The organism is Microcystis aeruginosa NIES-843 (assembly GCF_000010625.1).
GTDB classification, from domain to species: Bacteria; Cyanobacteriota; Cyanobacteriia; order Cyanobacteriales; family Microcystaceae; genus Microcystis; species Microcystis aeruginosa.
The window spans coordinates 1,000,564-1,022,601 of record NC_010296.1 but is presented as its reverse complement, the minus strand read 5'-3'; the positions used below and the strand labels follow the sequence as shown (position 1 = coordinate 1,022,601).

Sequence of the window (22,038 nt, the reverse complement as noted above, 5' to 3'; positions counted from 1 at the left end):
ATCAACTAAACTGGAAAAATCAACACCACAATACTACCCTGGAGATTGACGAGTAATGAACTTCTTAAAAACAGTTGCTTTATTAGCGTTATTAAGCAGCATCTTAGTTCTGACTGCTTATCTACTCATTGGCGGGACAATTGGAGCTATTATTGGCTTAATTGTTGCTGCTGTAATTAACTTTAGTCTCTGGTTCTATTCCGACCAAGTTGTTTTAGCCGCTTTTGATGTTCGTCCTGCCAATTCTCAAGAAGAAGCTATACTCAACCCCATAGTTGAAGTGCTGTGCTACAGGGCAAATTTACCAGAACCTAAACTGTATATCATTCCTACTTCTTCTCCTAATGCTTTTGCTACTGGAAGGAATCCCCAACGGGGTGTTGTCTGCATTACAGAAGGGTTGATGAAACTGCTTCCTGAAGACGAATTAGAAGCCGTTATCGCCCACGAACTTAGCCACATTAAACACGGTGATGCCCTTACTGCTACAGTTGCTGTCACTATTTCTGTAGCAATTTCTCTCCTCACGGAAACAGGAATGACGGGAATGTTTGCCATGTTTAACTACCGCAACGCCAATCCCATCCGCCTAGCCGCCTTATTCCCTACCTTGCTACTTGCGCCCCTTACGGCTACCTTAACTCAATTAGCCATATCTCGAACGAGAGAGTATGCTGCTGATGCAGGTTCAGCAAGTTTAACCGGAAATCCTCGCGCCCTCGCTAACGCCTTAGAAAAATTAGAAAATAACAGCCAACAGCAGTCAATATCCACAGAAGAAAACCCAGCGTTAGCTCCCCTTCTAATTATTAATCCCTTCAAGGGTAAACTTGTCAATCGCTTATTTGCCACCCATCCTCCCACTAACAACCGCATTCAAGAATTACTCGCCATGCAACCAGGACTCTTAACGCCTCCCACTAGGAGAAACAGCCCTCAATCGAAACGCAGACGGGCAATAATTTCGGCTGCGATCGCCCTAATTGCTTTCGCTTTAGCTTATGCACCTCTTCCTGGCGTGCAGCAAAACCTTACCATCGTCAGTGGGACGGAACTTCAAGAACCATTGGCAGTCCTAGAGCCACAATTCGAGGCATCTCATCCCAACATTAACTTAGAACTGAAGTTTCAAGGCTCTCAGGACATAGTTAATAACTACATCGACCAGAAACATGACTTTACGCCTACTATCCTCATTCCAGCCAATGGGGAAATCTTAGAGGAATTGCGCGATCGCCTGGCGGTACAGGGAGAAAGCAATCCCTTCTACGATACGCCCCAACCCATTGTCAAAACCTTCCTGGTGGGTATCGCTTGGCCCGAGAGAGGAAAGGTTATCTTCCCTGGGAGACGCTTTCAATGGCAAAGTGTAGAACGAGCCATGCAAAAGCGTAACTGGACTGCTATCGGCGGACAATCTACCTGGGGAAGCTTCGATTTTGTCATGACAGACCCTAGCCGTTCCAACAGTGGTCAGTTAACCTTAAGTTTGTGGTCCCAGTCCAATCTTGGCGGAAGTCCCCTAGCTGGTACTAACTTGAATGGGCCGGGAATTCAATCTTTGTTTGCTCTGATTAAGCGTTCCGTCTATCAGCCGCCCCTTTCGAGTGACATTCTCTTGCAGGAATTTATTGCTCGCGGATCCAACGACGCTGATGTGGCGACTACCTACGAAAGTATCGCCCTCTATCGCTGGTCCCAGGCCCAAACTACCCAGGAAAAACCTTACCAAATCTACTATCTTGACCCGACTATTGAGACAGTAGCGACGGCGGCGATCGCACGGCGGGATGTGAATGAGGGACAAGCGAAAGCAGCCAGGGAGTTTGTCGCCTTTCTCAGACAGCCTTCCCAACAGGAAGTATTCGTCCGCTACGGGTTTCGCCCTGTGATAAGTGGCATAAACTTAGAATCAGTCTCCAACAGTCCCTGGAATCAGAATATTCCCGGTGTGCAGGTCAATCCTTCTGTACAATTTAGCCAGCCTCCTGATGCACAACTGAGGAAAGAAATTCAACGTTTATGGCAGCGAGTTAATTAATTTGAATCAATTGACATACTCCCACCGTCAAGCTACGCTGTGACAGGGGATTCTTTCCATATCACTAAGTAGGGTCTGCTGAATAAATCTAAAAACCTTGTTGGATAAGACTTTTGGACTTTTTTACCCTCAAAAAGTGCCGGCCATTGGGGGGATCGGGGGGAAAATTCCGGGACTTTTTCCCTGAAAATTAGGTAATTGGCCTCCTCAAAACCGGTAAAACCCCACACCCCACACCCCACACCCCACACCCTGCCCCCAGGAAAAACTTTTTCAGCAGACCCTAAGTAGTCGTGCAAAATTAATTTCCTAGTCGAGACAGGAGACTCCGAGACAGGAGACTCCGAGACAGGAGACTCCGAGACGGGAGACGGGATACAGCTATTAGGGATCGGATTTGGGTAATGATTCGGTAGTAGTGGCGTAGCTCTCTTGCTTACCTGGTATGAATTGTGTAAAATATTTATTAATAAAAATAATTGCAACCCGCTCAGTCTTTAAACCTCTAGCTTGATCATGACTTTTCTAATAAATATCTTTTTCTGGCTCCTGTCTGGCTTACTCAAATATCAGTCTAGCACCGAACAAAATACCCCCTTCACCTCTATTCCCCTGTCCTAATTGTGGTTCTCACCATACTATCAAGAATGGTTCTATTCATAATGGAAAACCCAAACGTCAAGGTAAAGAATAGATCTCTTGCATAAGTCTAGACAAAATAGGATAAAATAGTCCAAGAGTTAAGATTGAAAGATGACTTACGAACAAGTAAAAACTTTAAAGCCAACAGAGTTCAAACGCTTGTGTGGCGTGTATCCAGATACATTTAAGGATATGGTAACAGTCCTAAAGGCAGAAAAAGTTTGGCAAAAAAAGACAGGTAGACCTAGCAAATTGAGTAGGGAAGACCAACTACTAATAACACTAGAATATTGGCGAGAATATCGCACCTATTTTCATCGGGGAAATAGTTGGGGTATTAACGAATCAACGGCGTATAGAATTGTTAGGAAAGTAGAGAATATTCTCATCAAATCAGGTCTGTTTAATCTACCCGGAAAAAAAGCCCTATTAGAAAGTAATAGTGAAATAGAAGTAATAGTGGTGGATGTGTCAGAACAGGAGATAGAAAGACCCAAAAAAAAACAGAAATCATGCTATAGTGGCAAGCAGGGATACCACACATTAAAGTCGCAAGTCGTTGCCGATCAAAAAAGCGAGCAGGTAATCTGTGTCCGTTGTGAGAAAGGAAGAGTCCATGATTTTCGACTGTGGAAAGAGAGCAAAATAAGGTTAAATAAGGAAATAGAAATATTAGGGGATAAAGGCTATCAAGGAATTCAGAAAATCCATCAAAACAGTCAAATTCCTCATAAAAAAAAGAAAAAAGAAAAACTAAGTAAAGAGCAAAAAAAAGCCAATCGTCAGTTATCACAACGGCGCATAGTTATAGAACATATTCATCGTCGTCTCAAAATATTTCGGATACTTTCATCAAGATACAGAAATCGCAGACGGCGATTTGGTCTGAGATTGAATTTGATTGCTGGTATCTACAATTACGAACTTCGTTACCGACAAAAGGATATATCTTGATTACTTTTGCAAGAGATCTATGGTAAAACCCTTTTAAAATAAGGCTTTTGACCTGTTAAAATCCGATGTTCATGCTGCGAAAATCGGATTGAGACCTTCAAAAACCTTGCATTATCCTTATTATAGTACATAAGTTGGTACAAAAAGAGAGGGCAACAAAGCCTGAAACTCCCGACTCCTGACTCCTAACGACCGGCTACTGACTCCTAACCCCACCAACAAACTTTTTCAGCAAACCCTAATTAAATTAAAAATGGATTTTAGGTTCGATCCCCCCTGCCCCCCTTGATAAGCTATCCATTAGTCAGATCTTTCTTAACAAAAAGAGAAGAAACTTAAAAAAAGGGGAAACGATTGATAGGTATAGTTTTGAAAGAAGGAATTAAGGTGGAGGTAAGCAAAAAAATGGAGAAATGGGCAGCCCAAGAATTACAGTATGCAGACCTAGGGGACACCAGAAGAAAGAAAAGGTTAATCAGTATCGTAGAAAACTTGGCCAGCCAACCTAGTACAAGTGTGCCACAAGCTTCGGGAAATCTAGCCGCAGCGAGTGCCACCTACGACTTTTGGAATTCCCCCTATTTTCACCCCTCAGCTCTAATTGCCGCCCAAGCCAAAAGTACAGTAGAAAGAATCAAAGAACATCCAATAGTTTTGGCAGTTCAAGACACAACAAGTTTAGACTTTACGACCCAAAAAGCCAAAAAAGGAATGGGTTATCTAGATTATAAAAAATCCTTTGGTCTCAAAGTTCATACCACCTTAGGAGTCTCAGCGCAAGGAGTACCTTTGGGACTAATTAATCAATAGGTCTGGGCAAGAGAAGAAAAGAATTTAGGGATTGCCAAGCAACGAAAAAAAAGAGAAACTCAAGAAAAAGAAAGTCAAAGATGGTTAGATTCTTTGTCAGAAACACAACAACAAATACCCGAAGATATTCAAGTAGTAACAATCGGAGATTGTGAGGCAGACATATTTGATTTATGGCTCTTCGGGAATTGTTATGCAAATAATTAACTTAAAATAAAATTCGATGAGAGCGCCTACGCTCAAAAGTAGCTGAAATCCATATAGGGAAGGACTTAAGGCATCAACAGGTTAATACCAAAAGATAGACAATCGAGTTAAGATTTGATATAATAGCCAAAAACGAGATTATTTTACTTATGATACTTGACAAATTTTTGAACCTAAAAGGAACCTGTATTCAAGGCTATCTACACCTAGAAAATATCGGTATAGTTTGCCGAATCGAATCGAAAAATCAAAAAGCAACCTGTCCTCGTTGTGGCTTAGAAAGCGATAAACTCCACCAAAATCATCGACATTTAGTCAAAGATTTACCAATCTCAGGACAACCAGTGTACCTACAGGTTAATCGTCGTCAATTTAAGTGCGATAATTGTCGAAAACCCTTTAGCGAAGAGTTAGATTTTGTCGCCAAGAAACGAACCTATACGAAAAGACTAGCCGAGAATATACTCGAACAATTAAAAGAAGGAGATATTTTAAATGTTAGCCGAAGAAATAACGTAACGGAAGAAGAGATTCAAAGAATGGTAGAGGACATCGCCGAAGAAATTACAGAGCCAGATTTATCGAAATTAAAAAGACTAGGAATTGATGAAATCGCTCTAGTCAAAGGACAAAAAAATTACTGTGCGGTTTTAGTAAATTTAGATACGGGAAAACTAATAGCTATTCTAGAGAAGGGGAGCATCTCACTTGTGCAATGAGTATTAATGCTTATAGCCGTCAAAAACTAGAAAATCTCGAACTTTATCACAAAGAGAAATGAGATTATAATAGTTATAACTTACGATTCAGAATATATCTCGATGGGAGGAACAATCCAATGTTATCAGAAAATGAAAAAAGAATTCAAGAGTTATCCCGAGAGTTGGGAGCGTGTCTCTATGAGCAATCCCAAATTAAGAAATTTAATAACTTGGGAGAAATAGAGGAGACGGTCAGAGATTTAATGATTCAGTATGTTAACCCAGAAATCGGTATTTTTTTATCAAAACAAGTACAGAAGAAACCGCCGGTCGGACGAGAAAAGTGAAAAGTATTTTGGGGGAATTACCAATTACAGAAAAACAAGCGAAGAAGTTAGAAGTAAAGCCGAGAACTCAGATGAGTCCAATGTTAGAGAAGAACTGTTTGCTATTAAGTGGCGATGAATCCTATGAGAAATCGGAGCAGAAAATCAAATCATTGACAGGAATTGCTGTTTCTCACAGTACCCAACAACGCCTCGTACATCGCTATCATTTTGAAGAATTACCGTCTAACCTAGAAGTCGAAGTCGAAGAAATGAGCATAGATGGCGGTAAGGTACAACTGAGAACTCCCAAGGGAGAAGCCTTAATTTGGCGTGATTATAAAGCAGTGAGTTTTCATCAACTGGGGGTAGCGGCTTTTTTTCAAGATAACTCGGCTTTATTAGATTTGGTTAATTCTCAAGTTTTGGTTAAACCTTTAATTTGTTTAGGAGATGGACATGATGGTATCTGGAATTTATTTCGTCAGATAGGAGAGAAACATGAAAGAATTGAAATTTTGGATTGGTATCATTTAATCGAAAACCTCTATAAAGTTGGCGGGTCATTCCAGCGAATTGAGGAGGTAAAATGTTTTCTATGGAAGGGGGAAGTGGATGCTGCTATCTCTTGTGCGCGAAGGATGGTCAGAGGGGAGCATCTCACCTTTGCAATGAGCATAAATACTTAGTGGAAAAATAGGCTTTTCGAGGGTAATTCTTGTTTTAATTCTCCATGTACGCAGTCTTTAAAAGCCTCTATTTCGTTCCAAGACACGATTAAGAGTGGCTTTTAGGCTAAGTATAATTACTTATCGCGTAAGTGAGATGCTCCCTGGTCAGAGCCTCAAGTTGAGAATTTTATTACTTATTTGAACAAGCATAAACATCGAATTGTCAATTATGGTTATTTTCAAGAAGAGGGGATTTCCATTGGTTCTGGCTCTGTGGAATCTCAGGTGAAACAAATTAGTTTTCGTGTTAAAATTGCCGGTGCAAGTTGGAATTCTGGCAATGTACCGCAAGTCCTTCGTCATCGCTGTGCCTATCTGAATGGTTCTCTTTTTTAACTTTTTTATTTACCTCATTAAGCATAAATGCTTAATGCAAAGGTGAGATGCTCCCTAGAGAAGCGAACACAAGAAGAGTTGAGAGAAACGCTTACGGGCTGGGGAAAAGAGGTGTTAGAGCAAATTGAAGAAGTGAGCATAGACCTTTGGTTGCCTTATAAAAATTTGGTGAAAGAATTGATGCCATCGGCCGAGGTAGTCGCCGATAGATTCCATGTAATGAAACAAATTAATCAAGAGTTAGACGAACAGAGAAGAGCGGAAAAAAGAGCCGTAGAAGCGCAGAAAAATAAAAAACAGAAAGCAGAAAAAGAAGCAAAGCTAGAAGTTTTAAAGCGAAGTAAATATAGCCTGTTAAAAAATGAAGAAGATTTAACGGAACCCCAAAAAATTAAACTAGAAGCTATCAAAGAAAAATTCCCAAATTTGAAAAAGATGCAGGAATTAAAGGAAGAATTCAGAAAGATTTATGAAACCTCAGAGAATCCGACAGAGGGAATGCTATCCATCTCGGAATGGTTGGCAAAATCCTCCAGTGTTTTTACCAAGAGTTGTCAAACAATCCGAAACTGGTTTGGAGAAATCATTAGTTATTTTGAGCGAAGGACAACGAATGGGGTGGTCGAGGGAATCAACAATAAACTTAAACTAATAAAACGGAGAGGCTATGGCTTGAGAAACTTTCGGAATTTTTGGGTTAGAAGTATGTTGTCTTGGCATCTTGTCTGTTGATTTAGCATAAAGGGTAACGAAGAGCCTGATTTATTTGCCCAATCAAGAAGTCCTAACTCTCATTTATTAATCCGAGGAACTCATAACCGAAAAGTTAACTATCTCGAAGACAAGCAAAAGTCAGGGCATCCAGAGACTAAATATTTACATCAATCCATCAGAGAAATAAAAGCCTGTGGTAGCCTAGATGTGCAAGTAAAACGCAATCCTAATCACGAGGCTAGACTAGCTAAACTAACAGTTAGATTTGCCAGTTTTGAAATACAAGTACCTAGCCATCACCCCAAGGCGAACCCTCGTCAACCGGTCAAATTACAGGTAATTTTAGCCGAAGAAGAAAAGCCGCATCCCGGAGTTAATCCTATCAGTTGGCTCCTCTTAACTAGCCTAGACATTAGTAGCTTTGAATCAGCGATAACCTGTGTGCGCTGGTATAGTTATCGCTGGTTAATAGAACGCTATCATTTTGTTTTAAAAAGTGGTTGTGGATTAGAAAAACTGCAATTAGAAACGGGTCGGAGAATTGAGATGGCTTTAGCTACCTATTCAATTGTAGCTTGGAGATTACTTTGGTTAACCTATCAAGCACGCTTACACGGAGAGGAGAGTTGTGAAAGTTTTTTGGAAGAACATGAATGGCAATCTTTGTGTGCCACTATTCATAAAAAGAGTCCGCCACCTGAAAAGCCGCCCTCCTTTAGGGAAGCGGTCAGAATGATTGCTTCTCTTGGGGGGTTTTTAGGTAGAAAAGGCGACGGTGAACCTGGTGTTAAAACTATTTGGTTGGGACTGCGAAGGTTACATGATATCAGCCAGACTTGGAAACTATCTCATCAAATTAGTCCCCCATAGAACCCCCTTGAGCCATCTGGCACACTTTTCTCTTTTTGTCAAATTTTATGTTAAGAAAGATGTGACTAATGGATAGCTTAATAAGGGGGGGATCTGATAATTTTTAACGCCTACCTACTTAATAGGTTTTTAAGAACCAATAAATCTCACTTTTTCTACTCCTTCAATCATCTCTAAAGCCAATTGTGCAGAGGTAAATGAGCTACTATTGTCCACTTGTTCTTTAATCCTGTTAGTAAGTGAATTGATAGCTATAACTCTTTTTTCTGAATCTTTCCAAGGAATATTATCAACCTTTTTGTTAATTTCCTGACCATCTAAGTTTTTTAATTTTTTGTAAAAGGTTTTATTCTCATCATCCGAGTCTAGTCCGAAATGTAAGGTTTCTGGTTTTTGGTGAATATCTAATCTCTTGATTTCTCCCTTAAATAAACAAATCAAAACATTAGCAGAAAGACGTTCCATCCGTAGTAATTCAATCTTGTTTATATCATCTTCATTATAACCATCAACGAGTAAACCGGGCCAACCTGACACCACATCTGAACGGAGTAAAAAACCAGTTACTATGGGGTAATTGTTAACAGCAGGATTTGTTTTATTTTCTTGATCATGTTTATGATCTGATGTAGTGACTCGACCAATACTAAATGCTCCATCTAATAAGCATTCTATCCAAAGAGAATCAAGATAGAAGAAACGAATTGATTCTACAGGTAACATAAGTTCATCGGGAACGAGATAATTAAAGGGTACACCTTTAAGAAGATTTAAATCTTCAAACCAATTATAAATACTTTCAGGAAGTTCTGTATTAGGTTGATTATAAACAGGTAAATGAGTTTCTACATTTTGTAAGCTTTGTCTATGAGTGCGTTTCCAATTATAGAGACTAACGGATAAATTTTTACTCTGTAAAGCGAGTAATCTTCCTAATTCCCAAGCAGCAGAGTATGAAACATCAAACATACCATTATCAGGATTATATATGATTAATTCATCTGCTGTACGAATGGGTAAAGTGATGTTATTGTTAGGGTTGTTTCCTGTGATTAAAGGGCTATGATACCAAGAGAAGGTTTTCCCTCCTTGTCGTAAAAAATGGGGTAGGGGAACATAACCCATAGATAGATATTTTTCGGCTTCAGTATTATTAACTTGTGGCAATCTTAGGGTACTAGGTTCTCGGTTAAGATGGGTCAAAAGTCCTTGAAAACTTTGCTTTTCATCAATACAAGAAAAACTCCAACTTTTTAGGGTAACTAAACGGATATTATCATTATCTCCTGCTCCCTGAAAATCAAAACCGTTATTATTATAACGTCCTTCTAAAGAAACCAGATGGACGATACTTCTGCCACTTTTTTGAGGAAGTCTATTACAAATAATAACGGCTAATTCATCGCCGATTAATTTTCCTTGCTCATCTGTTCCTTGACGAACATGAGCAAGATAAGTTAAGTCTTCTTTAGTGGGTAAAATTTTTTCTAATAACTGTTTCTGGACATCAACAATTATTACTTTATCGTCTTCATGTTGTCCACTTTCTAGGGTAAAATTAGGAAATTTAGCAGTATAACTATTAATATCTTTTAAGGTTTCTAGGGTAATAATTTTGGATTCGGGGTTTTCTATTTCTTCAAATAATAATAAAGCTAACCAAGGAGTATTATTATTATTATTACTAATAGATTGACGTTCCCAAGGTAAGGTACTACGGTTTAGGATAATATGGGGTAAAACATTGGAATGTTCTCCTAAGCTACCATCAGGGGGAAATACAGCGTGGATGTCTGTAGGTTTTAAGTCAAATCTTTCTGCACCTACAGAAAATTTTCTAGTAATCCGAAAGGAGTTATTTGCTGTAATTTTTTCCTCTTTTATTTCTTGTGTAATAGTAATCTCATAATCACCATCTTTTAAAGCTGGTTGATGATACTGAATAAATTCAATTTTAGTGGGTTCATTTGTGGTAGTTTCTGGCATTTTTGACTCCTTTAATAATAATTAATTAACTAAAACTCCAATTTTAGGTGAACCTAATAAATGATCGGCAATTGTTGCACTGAGATCAATTTCTTCACTTTTCAAATTTAGTGCTTTTAGTAAATTATCTCTGGTGTTGTTGACTGCGTTATCTACAATAGTGTTACGGATGTTTTTAGTGGGTTCCTCCTGAAAAGTGCTAATCGTTCGCCAATGATAAGCATTATTAATTGGAGTAGGGCTAAATTGTAATTTACTGCGATTAATGGCTTTGGTTGTTCCTGTATCTGGTTGTTTTTTAGGTTTAATTTCTAATCCAGATAGGGTATTTTCAATAAATTGATTACCATTCAAACTAGGGTTTAAAGATTCGCCCCAAAGTGCGATGGGAACTTTTTTAAATAGGGGAATACAAGTAAAATTTTTGTCAAATTCTGCTGAACTTAGATACTTGCCATCTCTAGTTATACTAATCGTTAAATCTGAGGTTAATTGCTCCGATTTGACTTCCATTGGACTGATGCCAAATTGGGTATTACTTGCCGCAATTTGGATTTGATCGTCTTGAAGAGTTATATCTTTAGTATAGACAGCTTTCTTAGCAGGAATGACTAAATTAGTGACTAAGCAGAAATCTTTAGGATTAATGATCCCTAAATCTGTTTTATCATCTTGATTAACTTTTCTGACTAAACCCTCTTTAACGGCAATGGTACAAATAGCATCAGCAGCAGGGAGAAAAGAGGTTTTAAACTCATTCCAGTCAATGGCTGTGGGTGCTTGCGAGGCACTGCTACCAAAGCTCACATCAAAAGAGATAATCCAAAGATGAATATGGGCAATACCTGTAAATTCGGGTCCCCAGATGTGTAAATCTGCCCCTAATTGAACAGTAATATGATGGGTTCCAAAAAAGTGAAAAGTATAGGACACTCCCATATCAATATAGATAGAAATATCGTAGTGATAGGGTTTCCAAGACATGAGAAAATCTGCCCCGGCGTTGAACCAAGCACTCAGAGGACCACTATTCCAAGTAGCTTGGAGGTGTCCCCCGGCCATGATAGCGGAAGGAGTCAAGGCAAAATAAGCATCTGCTTTGAGGTAAAGTTCACTGCTAACTTGCCAATTAAGCCCAAGGCGAGGTACTTTCGGGTAATGGTCTGGGACTTTAAAGAGGGGATGATAACCCCCTAAAGTGAGGACAAAATCTCCCTCATGGACGTTAGGGGCAAACCAGCCATAAAAGGCAAATCCTCCGGTGAGATGACAAGCTTGAGAAAGGATATAAGAGTTAGGAGTAAGTTGGGCAATAACGCCGATAAATCCTTCGGCGGGCAGAAAACTGGCTTTGAGGGCTAGTTGTACCTCGGCAACTGGGGGGACTCCTGCGCCTACATTTGGGGGGGCGATGAGGGTGGCTAAACCAAGTATATTAAGTTCAAAACGATTACCAAAAGCGACGGTAAGCAGGAGAAAAGAGTCAATTAGTTTAAAAGAGGTGAATTTAATGCCGATGGCGAGGAATATTTGCCCAGTTTCGGGGGGGATATAGTCTCGGAGTTTGGTTAGTTCTCCTGTGAGTCGGGCGGCTTGGTCTGAGTTAGAACCCTCAGCAGGAGGAGGGTTAACGGCTTCGGCGACGAGGGGGAAGGTGGCAACTTGGTCAATGGTGGGGACTTTGAGGGCGCGGTTATAGCCAAAGCCGGCGGCTAACCCGGTGACGAAGAAGAAAGAGGGTCCACCGATGGGATAGTCGAGGAGGGCGTAGATAAAGAGGGAGGGATGTCCTTGAAAATAAGCATAGGACCCTATGGCGGAAAGGTTGAGGGTTTTGGCTTTGACGTTAAATTTGATAACGGCGGCACCGTCGTATTCGTCGTAGGTTTTTCCATCTTGGGTGGTGATTTTGGTTCTGAGGAATGCGCCACCGATTTCTAGGGTGTCGCTGCCTTTGTAGTCGATGCCGATGCCTTTAAGGTCAAATTTGGGGTCAAATTGATTGAGGGGGGAGTTAACGGCAAGTCCATCGAGGGAGAGGGAAAGTCCGGCTAGGTTAAGACTGGCATCTAATAAAACCCAGATTTTTGAGTCTTGGTATTTCAGACCAATTCTTTGAAAGTGGACGGGACCCAAGCTTTTTTGCAGTGTAAACCATTTGGTACTATCACTAATTGGGGTGGGAGTAGAGGAAGGGGTGACGACTGGGGGAGAAAGGTTATTATCCCGTGGGGGGGTTGTTCCTTCTATTTGACCCGTCTGTTTATTGATGGTGATGGGGAGTTCTAATTGTTGGATTTCGCTTCCGAATTGAAGCGAGGGGATAAGGTCGAGACGTTGGTTAATATCGGTGGTGGGTAGTTTAATGCCTCCGTCGGTATATAAAGTGTTTAAGGCTTGTAATTCTGGGGCTGTAAAATCAGCTTTAGTTGCTAAGATTTGTAGGGAAATTTTCAGGGTTTGATTGGGAGGAAATTCTTGTCCGACTAGGGGTAGGTTAGAGAGGTTAATGCCACCATCAATATTTAAACCAAAGAGAAAGTTAGTTAAGGTTTGTTGTTTAGCATAGGCAAATAAGGCATCTTTTAGGCTTATTTCTAGTCCTTCTGGTATATCCTCTTTTAACTGAGAATCAATATAACCAATCAGGTCTTTAATTTTTATCGTCTGGTCATCATGGTAAGCGGCGAGGAATTTGGTAGAGGTTTGGTCAGTATCGAAAATGAGGGCAAATTTTAAGCTACCAATGGTGATATGTCCATCAAAGTGTTTTTTATAAGAACCGTCTAATTGTTGGGTAATATTAATTTGAAGAATTACATCAATTATTTCTTCTTCGATCTCCAATATAGATTCACAGGTAAAGTAGAAATTCTTTGTTTCAGTATTGAAATAAGTTGCTATATTTTCAACCACTAATCCCTCAATAGCTTTGGGAAAACCTTCATCTGTTATTCCAAAGGTTGTTACTAAATCTTTTATTAACAGTCCGATGGGAATTTGCTGTCCAGGTCTGGTACTTCCGGCAAAAGTCCAACCCCCACTTTCGTTGGCATTAGTCGCCAGCAGAATCAGATCTACCCCGGCAATAGTCAGAACACTGTTAATTGTAGCAAAGCTACCACCAAGGTTCTTTTCTATCTCTAGATGTAAATATTTAAGGGGTAAGATAGAAGTTCCTCCCAAGTTCAATTCCCAATCACTAGCCATCTCTATTTCAAAGGCGTATAACCCTTGTTTGATAGGGAGCATCTCACCTTTGCAATGAGCATAAATACTTAGTGGAAAAATAGGCTTTTCGAGGGTAATTCTTGTTTTAATTCTCCATGTACGCAGTCTTTAAAAGCCTCTATTTCGTTCCAAGACACGATTAAGAGTGGCTTTTAGGCTAAGTATAATTACTTATCGCGTAAGTGAGATGCTCCCGTTTGATATCAGCACTTATCGCAAGGTCTAATATGGAGATGTGTGGCAGGTGAGCATTGGGGATTATTTCCTCAATGATTTGCTCTAAGGCGATGGTTTGATATAAGCCAAGTTCACCATAAAAAGCAAAGTCGGGAAAGACGGCTGAAGCGTTTACTAAACCCCCTCCCACATTAAAAGCGGATAGGAGATAAAAACGAATAGGAGTAGGATCTCCGGGACTAACTTCCCATCGTAATAATAAATCCTCAATTGTTAATGCTTTTCCTAATAAGGGTTGATTCCAGTTTGCTGTCGGACCGATACTTAAGACAATATAAGATACCCTAAGTGGACTTAGGGATAAGTGTAGGGATAATTCACGAATTTCTAGGGTACTTAATGAGTTTATTGCCAGAGGAAAGGTATCGCTATTGTTGGGTAAATGACCACTTAATAAGTTAGTAAAAGTGTCGAAACCGGGAAAAGGAATAGGTTCTGCATTTTCGATGATGAGTTGTGTACTCCCTACGGGCCAGACTATCTCTACGTTTTTAGGTGTTTTTGAGGTTCCTATGCTAACTCCCCCTAAAAAGCTAATCCCTGATCCTATATAGTTAGCATAAAGAGAGATGCTGGTATGCAAGACAAGTGAAGAAATCCCAAAACTGAAAATATCTTCATAGGTTTTAGTAAAATTTAGTTCTATCTCTAAGCGTATTTCTTCGTATTCAGGTTGTTGATTTAGATAGCCATAAAAAGGTAAAGATAAATCTTGATAACCTGCAAACTCTATTAGTGTATCTAAAAGTGGCATCTCAGAAAGTGCTATCTCTGAAACAAAATTTAGCCCCTGATGGATTTTACTAATATTTAAGGTAGTATCTAGTAATGTGAGATAGGATTTTGGGGTTTGATCTTTCTGAAAATTGTGGGAAGAAAAAACCAGTACCATCGGCTTATCAGCGGGAAATCGTAAGTCGTAAAAAAGTGAGGATTGATTACCCGCATCTGGACCTAAGTTGCCAAAATTAGTATAATCGGGAAGGTCTGGATAAGACCAAGAAAAATCCCAAACCTTCGGGAGAGTGGCTTTTAGTAGGTACTCTAACTGACCGTTATAGACAAAAAAAATGCCTTCGACAGCTTGCAGTCTTACCCCCAGTAATGAAGGTATTCTTGCTTGAAAATGCAGGGAATCATCCGTTTCTGCGATGGGTTGTTTTACTTCCTCAAGTTGTAATATTTCTCCAGAAAAGGCTTGTTGAAGTTGATTAGCTAAAGCTGAACCGATGGCATTCTGATCCAGTGTTAAATGTCCTAAGTGGAGTTGGTTTTTGATAGATTGAAGGTTGGGATTGATCATATAAATAGTTTTGTTTTTTAATGGGATAGATTGATTTACAGTTTCTTAGCATTTGAAACCATACTTTGTTGTTTTTTTAATCTTTTCTTTTCATCCCCAGGTAAAGTTGCTTTTTCTTCTTCTGTTTCTTTAATCTGTCTCTTCAGGCTTTCGACTTGTTCCCCAATGCTGTCAACTTCCATTTTAGGGTTCGCCTTCTTAAGTTCTTCTTTCATGACCCCAATTTTCGTTGCTATATCTTTCTGAATTTTCGATATTTCTTCAATAGTTTCTGTCAAATAATTAATGTTTTTCAACAAAACTGAATCTTTAATAATCAATTTAAGTTGGCTTTGATTTTGCTGTTCTACGGTCATATTTTTAAAATCTTCTGCAATTTTATGGTCAATAGTTATTTGAGATTGAATGTCAGTATTAGCATTTTTAAGCAATTCTTGTAGCATATTGCAATTTTCCTCTAGTTGCTCTAGATTTATGGTTGTAAAATCAGGAGTAGAATTTTGTAGAATCTTCTTTATTTCAGATGTTTCCGTTACTATTTGTACTGCAAACCCGTTTATTTGCTTCAGGTTATTGAATATTTTACGAAGTTCTTGATCTAAATCTAAAACTCTGCCGATAATCCCCGCTTCTTCCTCGCTAGGTAGCAGTTTTTCTACACGGCTTTTAATTTTTTGCTTGTACTCAGACTCTTTACCCATTGCTATATACAACGCTCTTTCTACCATGTAATCAAGGATCTGGCATTCATGTAAGTTTATGCTTTCACTTTGAGCATCGTAGATGTGGTCAAACACTTTTTTCCCATCATAATAAAGCTTGTAGCGCATCCAACGGGCTATTGGTAGATACATGAAAAAATGTCTTTCCAAATTGTACCGGAACTTGAAAAGCTGTTTCTTTTTATCTAGATTAGTAGCAGAATCGCTAATTGCATCTGACAATTTCTTAAAAGCTGTTCTAAGAGCCTGATCATCTATGTTACCAGAAGCATTTATTTTAAATTTTAATCTATATTCATCTGGGGATACATTAGGAACTTTTTCAAAGAATTCGCTTTGTTGATTTTTTACCGTATGATCTGTAACACCATCCAATAAAGTTTCATTTAATTTGTCTTGCGTATAACTTCCTCCTGTTACCCATGTACCCGCATTCGGTATCAAATAAGCCGTAATTCGGGCTTTTAATTTACTTCGTTCAACTTCTTTAAAATCGGTTTTATTTTGACTGACGCGACGTTGACCAGTTTCAATCGCCAGTTGTTCAGTGTTGCAGTGTTTACTACCAGAAACAAAATTACCCAATTCTTCTGGACCGCCATCCCCATGACCAAACAGGTGACACCATTCTTGATCGGTTTTTAAACTAGAAGCATCAACAGTAGCATTTACATCTAGTTTATTATCTACACGCCATTGCTCCTTAACAGCATTATCATTAAGCTGTCCTAGTACATATTTAGCAAAGGAGGTGGCCGATAATTTAGAATCAGTTATTTTAGGCGTGATATTACTGGCTTTCATCCCAGGATATACATGAAAATCACTCAAGGCTTCTGCCATCGTTTTCCCCGCATCTACTCGTTCCTTTTCGTTAAAACCTAAAGTGAGATCTTCTCCAACAGCGTTGAACTTTTTCCATACCCGGTAGCCAGTATTGTCTAACTTTACAGATATTTCAATTTTTTTGATATCAAATTTATAATCATAACCAGGAATGCTCGGATTCGTAACGCGAGGCGGAAATGGGTCTTTTAGAGGCTTATTTCTCTTAGGTTCTGACGGATTAAATGTTTTATAATATTGAATCAAACTATTTATACTACCAATGACAGGATTTTTAAATCCATCTTTTTTGACTTTGTCGTAAGGCCAATTAGTAGGGTAGAAAGCATCAGATGTGTTAGTTGTGCGGTTTTGTTGAATTTTTGGACGATTAGCTGATGTTACTAAAAACTCTGGATTTAATTCAAACAAATAACTCCATAATTTTGCTAAGGGAAAATTTGCATCTCCATCAGGCAAATTAATTAACCATTTATAGTTTACCTCATTCACCCTATCGGCACGCATAGGATAGCCACTACTTCCACGCCCTCCCTCGCCTATATTTACGGCGGAGATATGCCCCATTAAAGTTCCCCCGTTATCGTGGTAAAAACAGTGATAGTTTCCCTTAGGAAGCTCGCAAGCCGCCTGATGTGCTAAGGCTTTAGCTGCGTCTTTTTCAGTCTGATTTCTTGAAACATCGTCTTTGTTTTCAGCCGTTTTGAAATGAATTTTTTGTAACAATTTATCTTCTTTGTTGTTTTTCTCTAGGAATGGATTTTTTCTTGCAACTCGATCTACGTTGTCCGTGCCATATTTAGTATTCAACTTATTAACTACCTTTATTAATTTAATCAAATAACGATATTTCTCATTTTCTTTTCCTAAAAAATATTCAGCCATAGATTTGTCTGTAGTAACACCAACAGTAACATTTTTTTTGACATTATTATTGTATATATAAGTTCGCTTTATCTCATAATCATTAGAACCATCTTTTTTTCCGTATTTATATCTTTGGGTATCTTCACTATTATCCAGAAAAAGCAGTCTAGCGTTAGGATTTACATAAACACCGTAATATAAGTCAGTACCATTTTTATAAGATTCCTCTAGGCTGATAGCAATAGCTGGCACGATTAAGGTTGTATCCTGAAGTGGTTTTTCATTGTTTATCCAGTGTTTTCCTCCTATCTTATTACCTGTACTATTAGCAAATGTTACAAAAATTTTATTGAGCAAATTTGCATTTACAATGCGTAATCGGTTCAGTATTGTTTGATTGTCAGCACTATCTTTTACCTCATTGTCACCTTCGAGCCATTTCCAGTAGTATTTATTTTCTTCATCGGCTATTCGAGCTAAAAGTGTGTCAACATCTTTAGAAAGATGGGTGTCTTGTAAGATATAGCCAATGAGGCAATCATTGAAGTTGCATTCCTTTCCCCAGAAATCTTTCATTGAAGTCTCAAACTCCGAAGATATTTTTTCGTTCCTCGTGGGTTCTGGTTCGTTTTTAGGCTTAAAATCGGTTTTAAGCTTAAAAGTTGTTAAAGCCGCTTTGAGTATAGATTGATAGTAATCTGTTATGGTAAGCGTTTGTGTGGTATTAATTGTAATGACATTAATAACATTGTCTTTAAACTCAACTCGATCATCTGTTTCGATTTTTATAGCTTGGAAGTTTCCCATGATTTGACCTACCTGTTAATAGATTAATAAATTGTGAAGAAGATTAAGATTTATCTGCGATCGCTTTTCATTTTCCTTGCAAGTTGACGAGCTTTTAAAAGTAATTCAATCTGATCTTCTGTCATAGAATTATTCCCTTTTTACGAATATTCCTAAGCAAAAAACCAGAACGATGAATGAATCGGTATTCATCCATAAATATACAACTGATTACCGCATCTTTTTCTAAAGATAAACTGGCTATAATGGATCCAGTTTTTTCAATTTCTTCACCTGCATTTACTTCTCCTTTGAGAACGACTAAGACATCAATATCAGAGTCTGGATGCGCGTCACCCCTGGCCTGAGAACCAAACATGATCAACTGTTTAAGGCGATCGCCGTAATGATTTTTTAATTCTCGTTTCAGTCGAGCGAGAATGGTTTTTAGGGTATCATTAACAATCGTTAATGTCATGCTTAATCATTCTTTTAGGGTAGGGGTTGAATTAGGAGGGTGCTGCCCTCGGCAGCTCCCTTCGATACGCTTTCCGCATTTTAACATAGGACTAGAATAAAGAGCGATTATTTCAATATCTTTTAATTTCTTAACCCGTCCTGTTTATGATCATAATTTTAGCAATTTGTTTGAGAATTTGCAAGATATCCTCTAACTGATTTCTCCGGGGTAAAAGCAGGGAAAAAATGTTAGAAAAGTCATATTGAGGAACGCCTTGAGTCAGCATTTTAATAAACATAAATTCATCACCGTTACCTATCAAACCATAGACAGGGATTTGAGGGTTAGGATTTGCCATCATGTAAGTCATTATTTGCGGTAATGCAACGGGAAAAGCAATGGTAGATTTAGACTCAATGATTAACACCCACAGTTGTGGAGCAATAATTAAAGTATCAATTCTCCCCCGTAAGATTTCCTCCTCTTCTTCTATTTCTAGTTCAACACTTGCTTCCGTGGTGACATAGAAAGGTTCATCATATAAACCCGCCAAAGTTAGTAAAGGAGAAATGAGTAATTGATTGATCACTCCTTCTGCTAAAGGACTTCTCTCTCTATGGCGTTCAAATCGTCTTTTGATTTGCTCTAAGGTTTCTTTTTCTTGAGTAGTTAAATCAGGTAAGTCCTGTTGCCATTCATTAAAAAATTGATCGTTATCTGTAGCAGATAAATTAAACTTTTGCTTCAGAACAGCCAAGGTGGTGATAGTTTTAGAAATTGGGTAAGTCTGTATCGGGAGCATCTCACCTTTGCAATGAGCATAAATACTTAGTGGAAAAATAGGCTTTTCGAGGGTAATTCTTGTTTTAATTCTCCATGTACGCAGTCTTTAAAAGCCTCTATTTCGTTCCAAGACACGATTAAGAGTGGCTTTTAGGCTAAGTATAATTACTTATCGCGTAAGTGAGATGCTCCCGTCTGTATCATGCTTAACATAATCTTTTGTTTAGTTTATCGTTCATAATTATTCATTTAATGTAGCTCCAATCCTCCAAGCAAAAATTCGATAGCTACCTTTGGTAAAACGTTGACTTTTCCTTTCCGGTCCATAAGTTGAAGTATTGTCTGCAGCAAAAACGGCCTGTCCTGCTGTTGCAAAATCAAAAGTATTATGGTCTGGCATCAATAAATAATAACCACAATAGCTATTTTGGAAGTCACCATCATTGACTCTACGAAGTGTCGTTTTTGCATCCCATATTCTGCCATTAGTATCTTTAAAAAGAATTTGAGTAACTAATAAGAAAGTTCCTAAGTTATGCTCTTTCTTATAATTTTTATTTATTTCAACATCAAACCAACCACTATCATAATTGGCAATAAGTTGACCTAGAGAAAATTTGCCTGTGATCGCTGTATCTCCCTTTACTTTCAATTGTTCAGTCCCTGGAGTAATACCCATGCCAACCTTGCCGCGCTCATCAAACAAAATGGGTGATTTTTCTATCGTACAAATAAAAGTTCCATCCCAATAACCCGGAATATTTTCATAGCGGATATAAAGATTTGTCTGACCGGAAGGAAGAGAAGAAAGGATATTACTAACTATTAATTCAATACCCTGTTCCTGTCGTAACTCAACGTTTTCTTCATTTTGATTAGTTATTGTCCAAGTTGGCGATTCTCCTTGAGTCTCTTTAACAATTTTCCACTCCTCTATATGTCTTGCAGTCAGTCGAAAATCTGTTCCTTGAATCCCTATTCCTTGTACTTGACTTGTGGTTCCCAAAGCCCAATCTTTATTCTGCCCTTCTTCTTGAACATCAAAAGAGATAATAAACTTAGAGGCATTATCCCCCTTACTATCTGGAATCAAAGGAATAGATTTATCTTTTAATACATTAACAATTCGCAAAGTTAACTTATTTGTCGTTGTGCCATCATTCAAAATGCGATTGGAGCCTACAAAACTGACATGAAGCGGAATATTTTTCTTCCCTCGATGATCGATAACGCTGAGTTTTTTTTCTCGGTAATAATGAGTTAAAGTCTCTCCTTGATAAGTAAACTCTGGACATAAAAACTCAACTCTGGTTGTTCTCGCCCCTCCCGCTGCTGAAGCACTGACATTTTGCAGGGTTAAAGTAACGACCTCATTAGCTGACAAAGTAGTATTAGTTGTTAGAAAATAGAGAGAAACTATCCCATCTGCTTGAGTAACAGGAGAACTCATACTCCAATTACTTTGAGGTTTAAAAGCCAATTGCTGTAAAGATTTAGGCGATAGAGTATCAGGTCTAAATCTTAATTCAAAATGATAATTATTTTGACTGACTGCTCCACTTTTTGCTGGTAAAGTAATCCCTTGTTCTGTATCATTTTGAATTTCAAAAACCAGTTCTTCTCCCTTAGTATCATTTTCAATAAAGATAATGGACTCTTTATTGTCCCCTTCATATAAGTCAAAATCAAGAGGATAGGCAAGATTAAAAGCGGCGATCACCGTTAAATTATCATTTATATCCTGTTTAATTTCTTCTGGAGATAATGCCTTTTTATAGATGCGGAGATGAGCAATTGTTCCCGCGAAATAGTTAGCATAAGCTTCATTGCTTCCTCCTCTACGTGCTAGATAAAGAGGTGAATCATTTTGTGTTTGAGATTGGGTTGTATCATCCGTACTATTTTCTTCATGTCCATCTAAATAAAGCCGTAACTTGCTACCTTCTTTCACAAAAGCAATGTGATAAAATTGCTCACTATTAAGTTTAGTTGTGGTGGTGATAGAGGGATTATTAGAACCATCATATCTTGCTGCATGGATTGTTTGGCTATCACGCATATATCTGATGACATAGGGATAACCTCCACTACCATTCCATTTTTCAATAATATCGTTGTCACCATTGGTTTTAAATGGTTGTTCTTTGGCTATTTTTATCCAACTGGCAACGGTAAAATCTTGATTAGTTGCAAAGTTAATGTCCTCTGAATTAGGAATTTCTATATAGTCTTGTCTTCCATCAAAAATGAAACAACTGCCAAAATGTTCATCACTTACAAATTGGGGATTACCATGACTCCTATATTGGCTCTCAGTAAAAGCTGAAACATTCTCACTTGACGCTAAGAAATTCTCAGTTAAAGCACTGCGAACTCTCTGATTACCTCCATCAGGGATAATTGTATCTAGTTTTAGATGTAAAACTAAGTCATTGCTTGCGTTACTCATAATTGATACTCCTTGGTTTAAAAAAATTAGCGGGTG

At 38.4% G+C, this 22,038-nt stretch carries 10 protein-coding genes and 7 pseudogenes; 9 read left to right on the top strand and 8 right to left on the bottom strand.

The window, feature by feature from the left end; translation table 11 throughout:
• Window positions 1–55: 55 nt before the first annotated feature.
• Complete coding sequence (locus MAE_RS05160) at window positions 56–2,041, top strand: M48 family metalloprotease (RefSeq protein ID WP_012264637.1); 1,986 nt, start codon at window positions 56–58, stop codon at window positions 2,039–2,041.
• Window positions 2,042–2,073: 32 nt separating this feature from the next.
• On the opposite strand, the gene MAE_RS33730 is transcribed toward MAE_RS05160, so the two are convergent.
• Window positions 2,074–2,292, bottom strand: a complete 219-nt coding sequence (locus tag MAE_RS33730; protein ID WP_173351103.1) for a hypothetical protein — start codon at window positions 2,290–2,292, stop codon at window positions 2,074–2,076.
• Between the two features lie 265 nt (window positions 2,293–2,557).
• Between MAE_RS33730 and MAE_RS34730 the strand changes: the two are divergent.
• From MAE_RS34730 to MAE_RS05115, 8 genes and pseudogenes are all read left to right on the top strand, one after another.
• Window positions 2,558–2,732: pseudogene (locus MAE_RS34730) on the top strand (ISNCY family transposase); the annotation flags it as partial.
• 62 nt (window positions 2,733–2,794) lie between these two features.
• A complete protein-coding gene (locus MAE_RS05150; RefSeq protein ID WP_012264635.1) occupies window positions 2,795–3,637 on the top strand; it encodes an IS5 family transposase in 843 nt (280 codons plus the stop codon).
• A 405-nt stretch (window positions 3,638–4,042) separates the two neighbouring features.
• Window positions 4,043–4,624, top strand: a pseudogene (locus MAE_RS05145) (IS4 family transposase); the annotation flags it as partial.
• 179 nt (window positions 4,625–4,803) lie between these two features.
• Window positions 4,804–5,349 (top strand): annotated as a pseudogene (locus MAE_RS05140) (transposase family protein); the annotation flags it as partial.
• Window positions 5,350–5,492: 143 nt separating this feature from the next.
• A pseudogene (locus MAE_RS28550) lies at window positions 5,493–6,341 on the top strand (ISKra4 family transposase); the annotation flags it as partial.
• Window positions 6,342–6,526: 185 nt separating this feature from the next.
• Window positions 6,527–6,748, top strand: a pseudogene (locus MAE_RS05125) (ISKra4 family transposase); the annotation flags it as partial.
• Between the two features lie 39 nt (window positions 6,749–6,787).
• A pseudogene (locus MAE_RS05120) lies at window positions 6,788–7,480 on the top strand (ISL3 family transposase); the annotation flags it as partial.
• A 27-nt stretch (window positions 7,481–7,507) separates the two neighbouring features.
• Window positions 7,508–8,343 (top strand): annotated as a pseudogene (locus MAE_RS05115) (IS4 family transposase); the annotation flags it as partial.
• 118 nt (window positions 8,344–8,461) lie between these two features.
• Here the strand turns inward: MAE_RS05115 and MAE_RS05110 are convergent.
• The 7 genes from MAE_RS05110 to MAE_RS05080 form a co-directional block, all read right to left on the bottom strand.
• Window positions 8,462–10,318 carry a hypothetical protein gene (locus tag MAE_RS05110; protein WP_012264627.1) on the bottom strand — a complete coding sequence of 619 codons (1,857 nt, stop codon included), beginning with the start codon at window positions 10,316–10,318 and terminating at the stop codon, window positions 8,462–8,464.
• A gap of 21 nt (window positions 10,319–10,339) precedes the next feature.
• Complete coding sequence (locus tag MAE_RS05105) at window positions 10,340–13,570, bottom strand: DUF6603 domain-containing protein (RefSeq protein WP_012264626.1); 3,231 nt, start codon at window positions 13,568–13,570, stop codon at window positions 10,340–10,342.
• A gap of 136 nt (window positions 13,571–13,706) precedes the next feature.
• On the bottom strand, window positions 13,707–15,089 hold the full coding sequence (locus MAE_RS05100) for a hypothetical protein (RefSeq protein WP_012264625.1): 1,383 nt from the start codon (window positions 15,087–15,089) through the stop codon (window positions 13,707–13,709).
• Between the two features lie 35 nt (window positions 15,090–15,124).
• On the bottom strand, window positions 15,125–18,331 hold the full coding sequence (locus MAE_RS05095) for a hypothetical protein (protein WP_012264624.1): 3,207 nt from the start codon (window positions 18,329–18,331) through the stop codon (window positions 15,125–15,127).
• 121 nt (window positions 18,332–18,452) lie between these two features.
• Window positions 18,453–18,788 carry a nucleotidyltransferase domain-containing protein gene (locus MAE_RS05090; RefSeq protein WP_012264623.1) on the bottom strand — a complete coding sequence of 112 codons (336 nt, stop codon included), beginning with the start codon at window positions 18,786–18,788 and terminating at the stop codon, window positions 18,453–18,455.
• Between the two features lie 130 nt (window positions 18,789–18,918).
• A complete protein-coding gene (locus tag MAE_RS05085) occupies window positions 18,919–19,572 on the bottom strand; it encodes a hypothetical protein (protein ID WP_012264622.1) in 654 nt (217 codons plus the stop codon).
• Between the two features lie 222 nt (window positions 19,573–19,794).
• Entirely contained in the window at window positions 19,795–22,002 is a 2,208-nt protein-coding gene (locus MAE_RS05080) for a LamG domain-containing protein (protein ID WP_012264621.1), read from the bottom strand.
• Window positions 22,003–22,038: the final 36 nt, after the last annotated feature.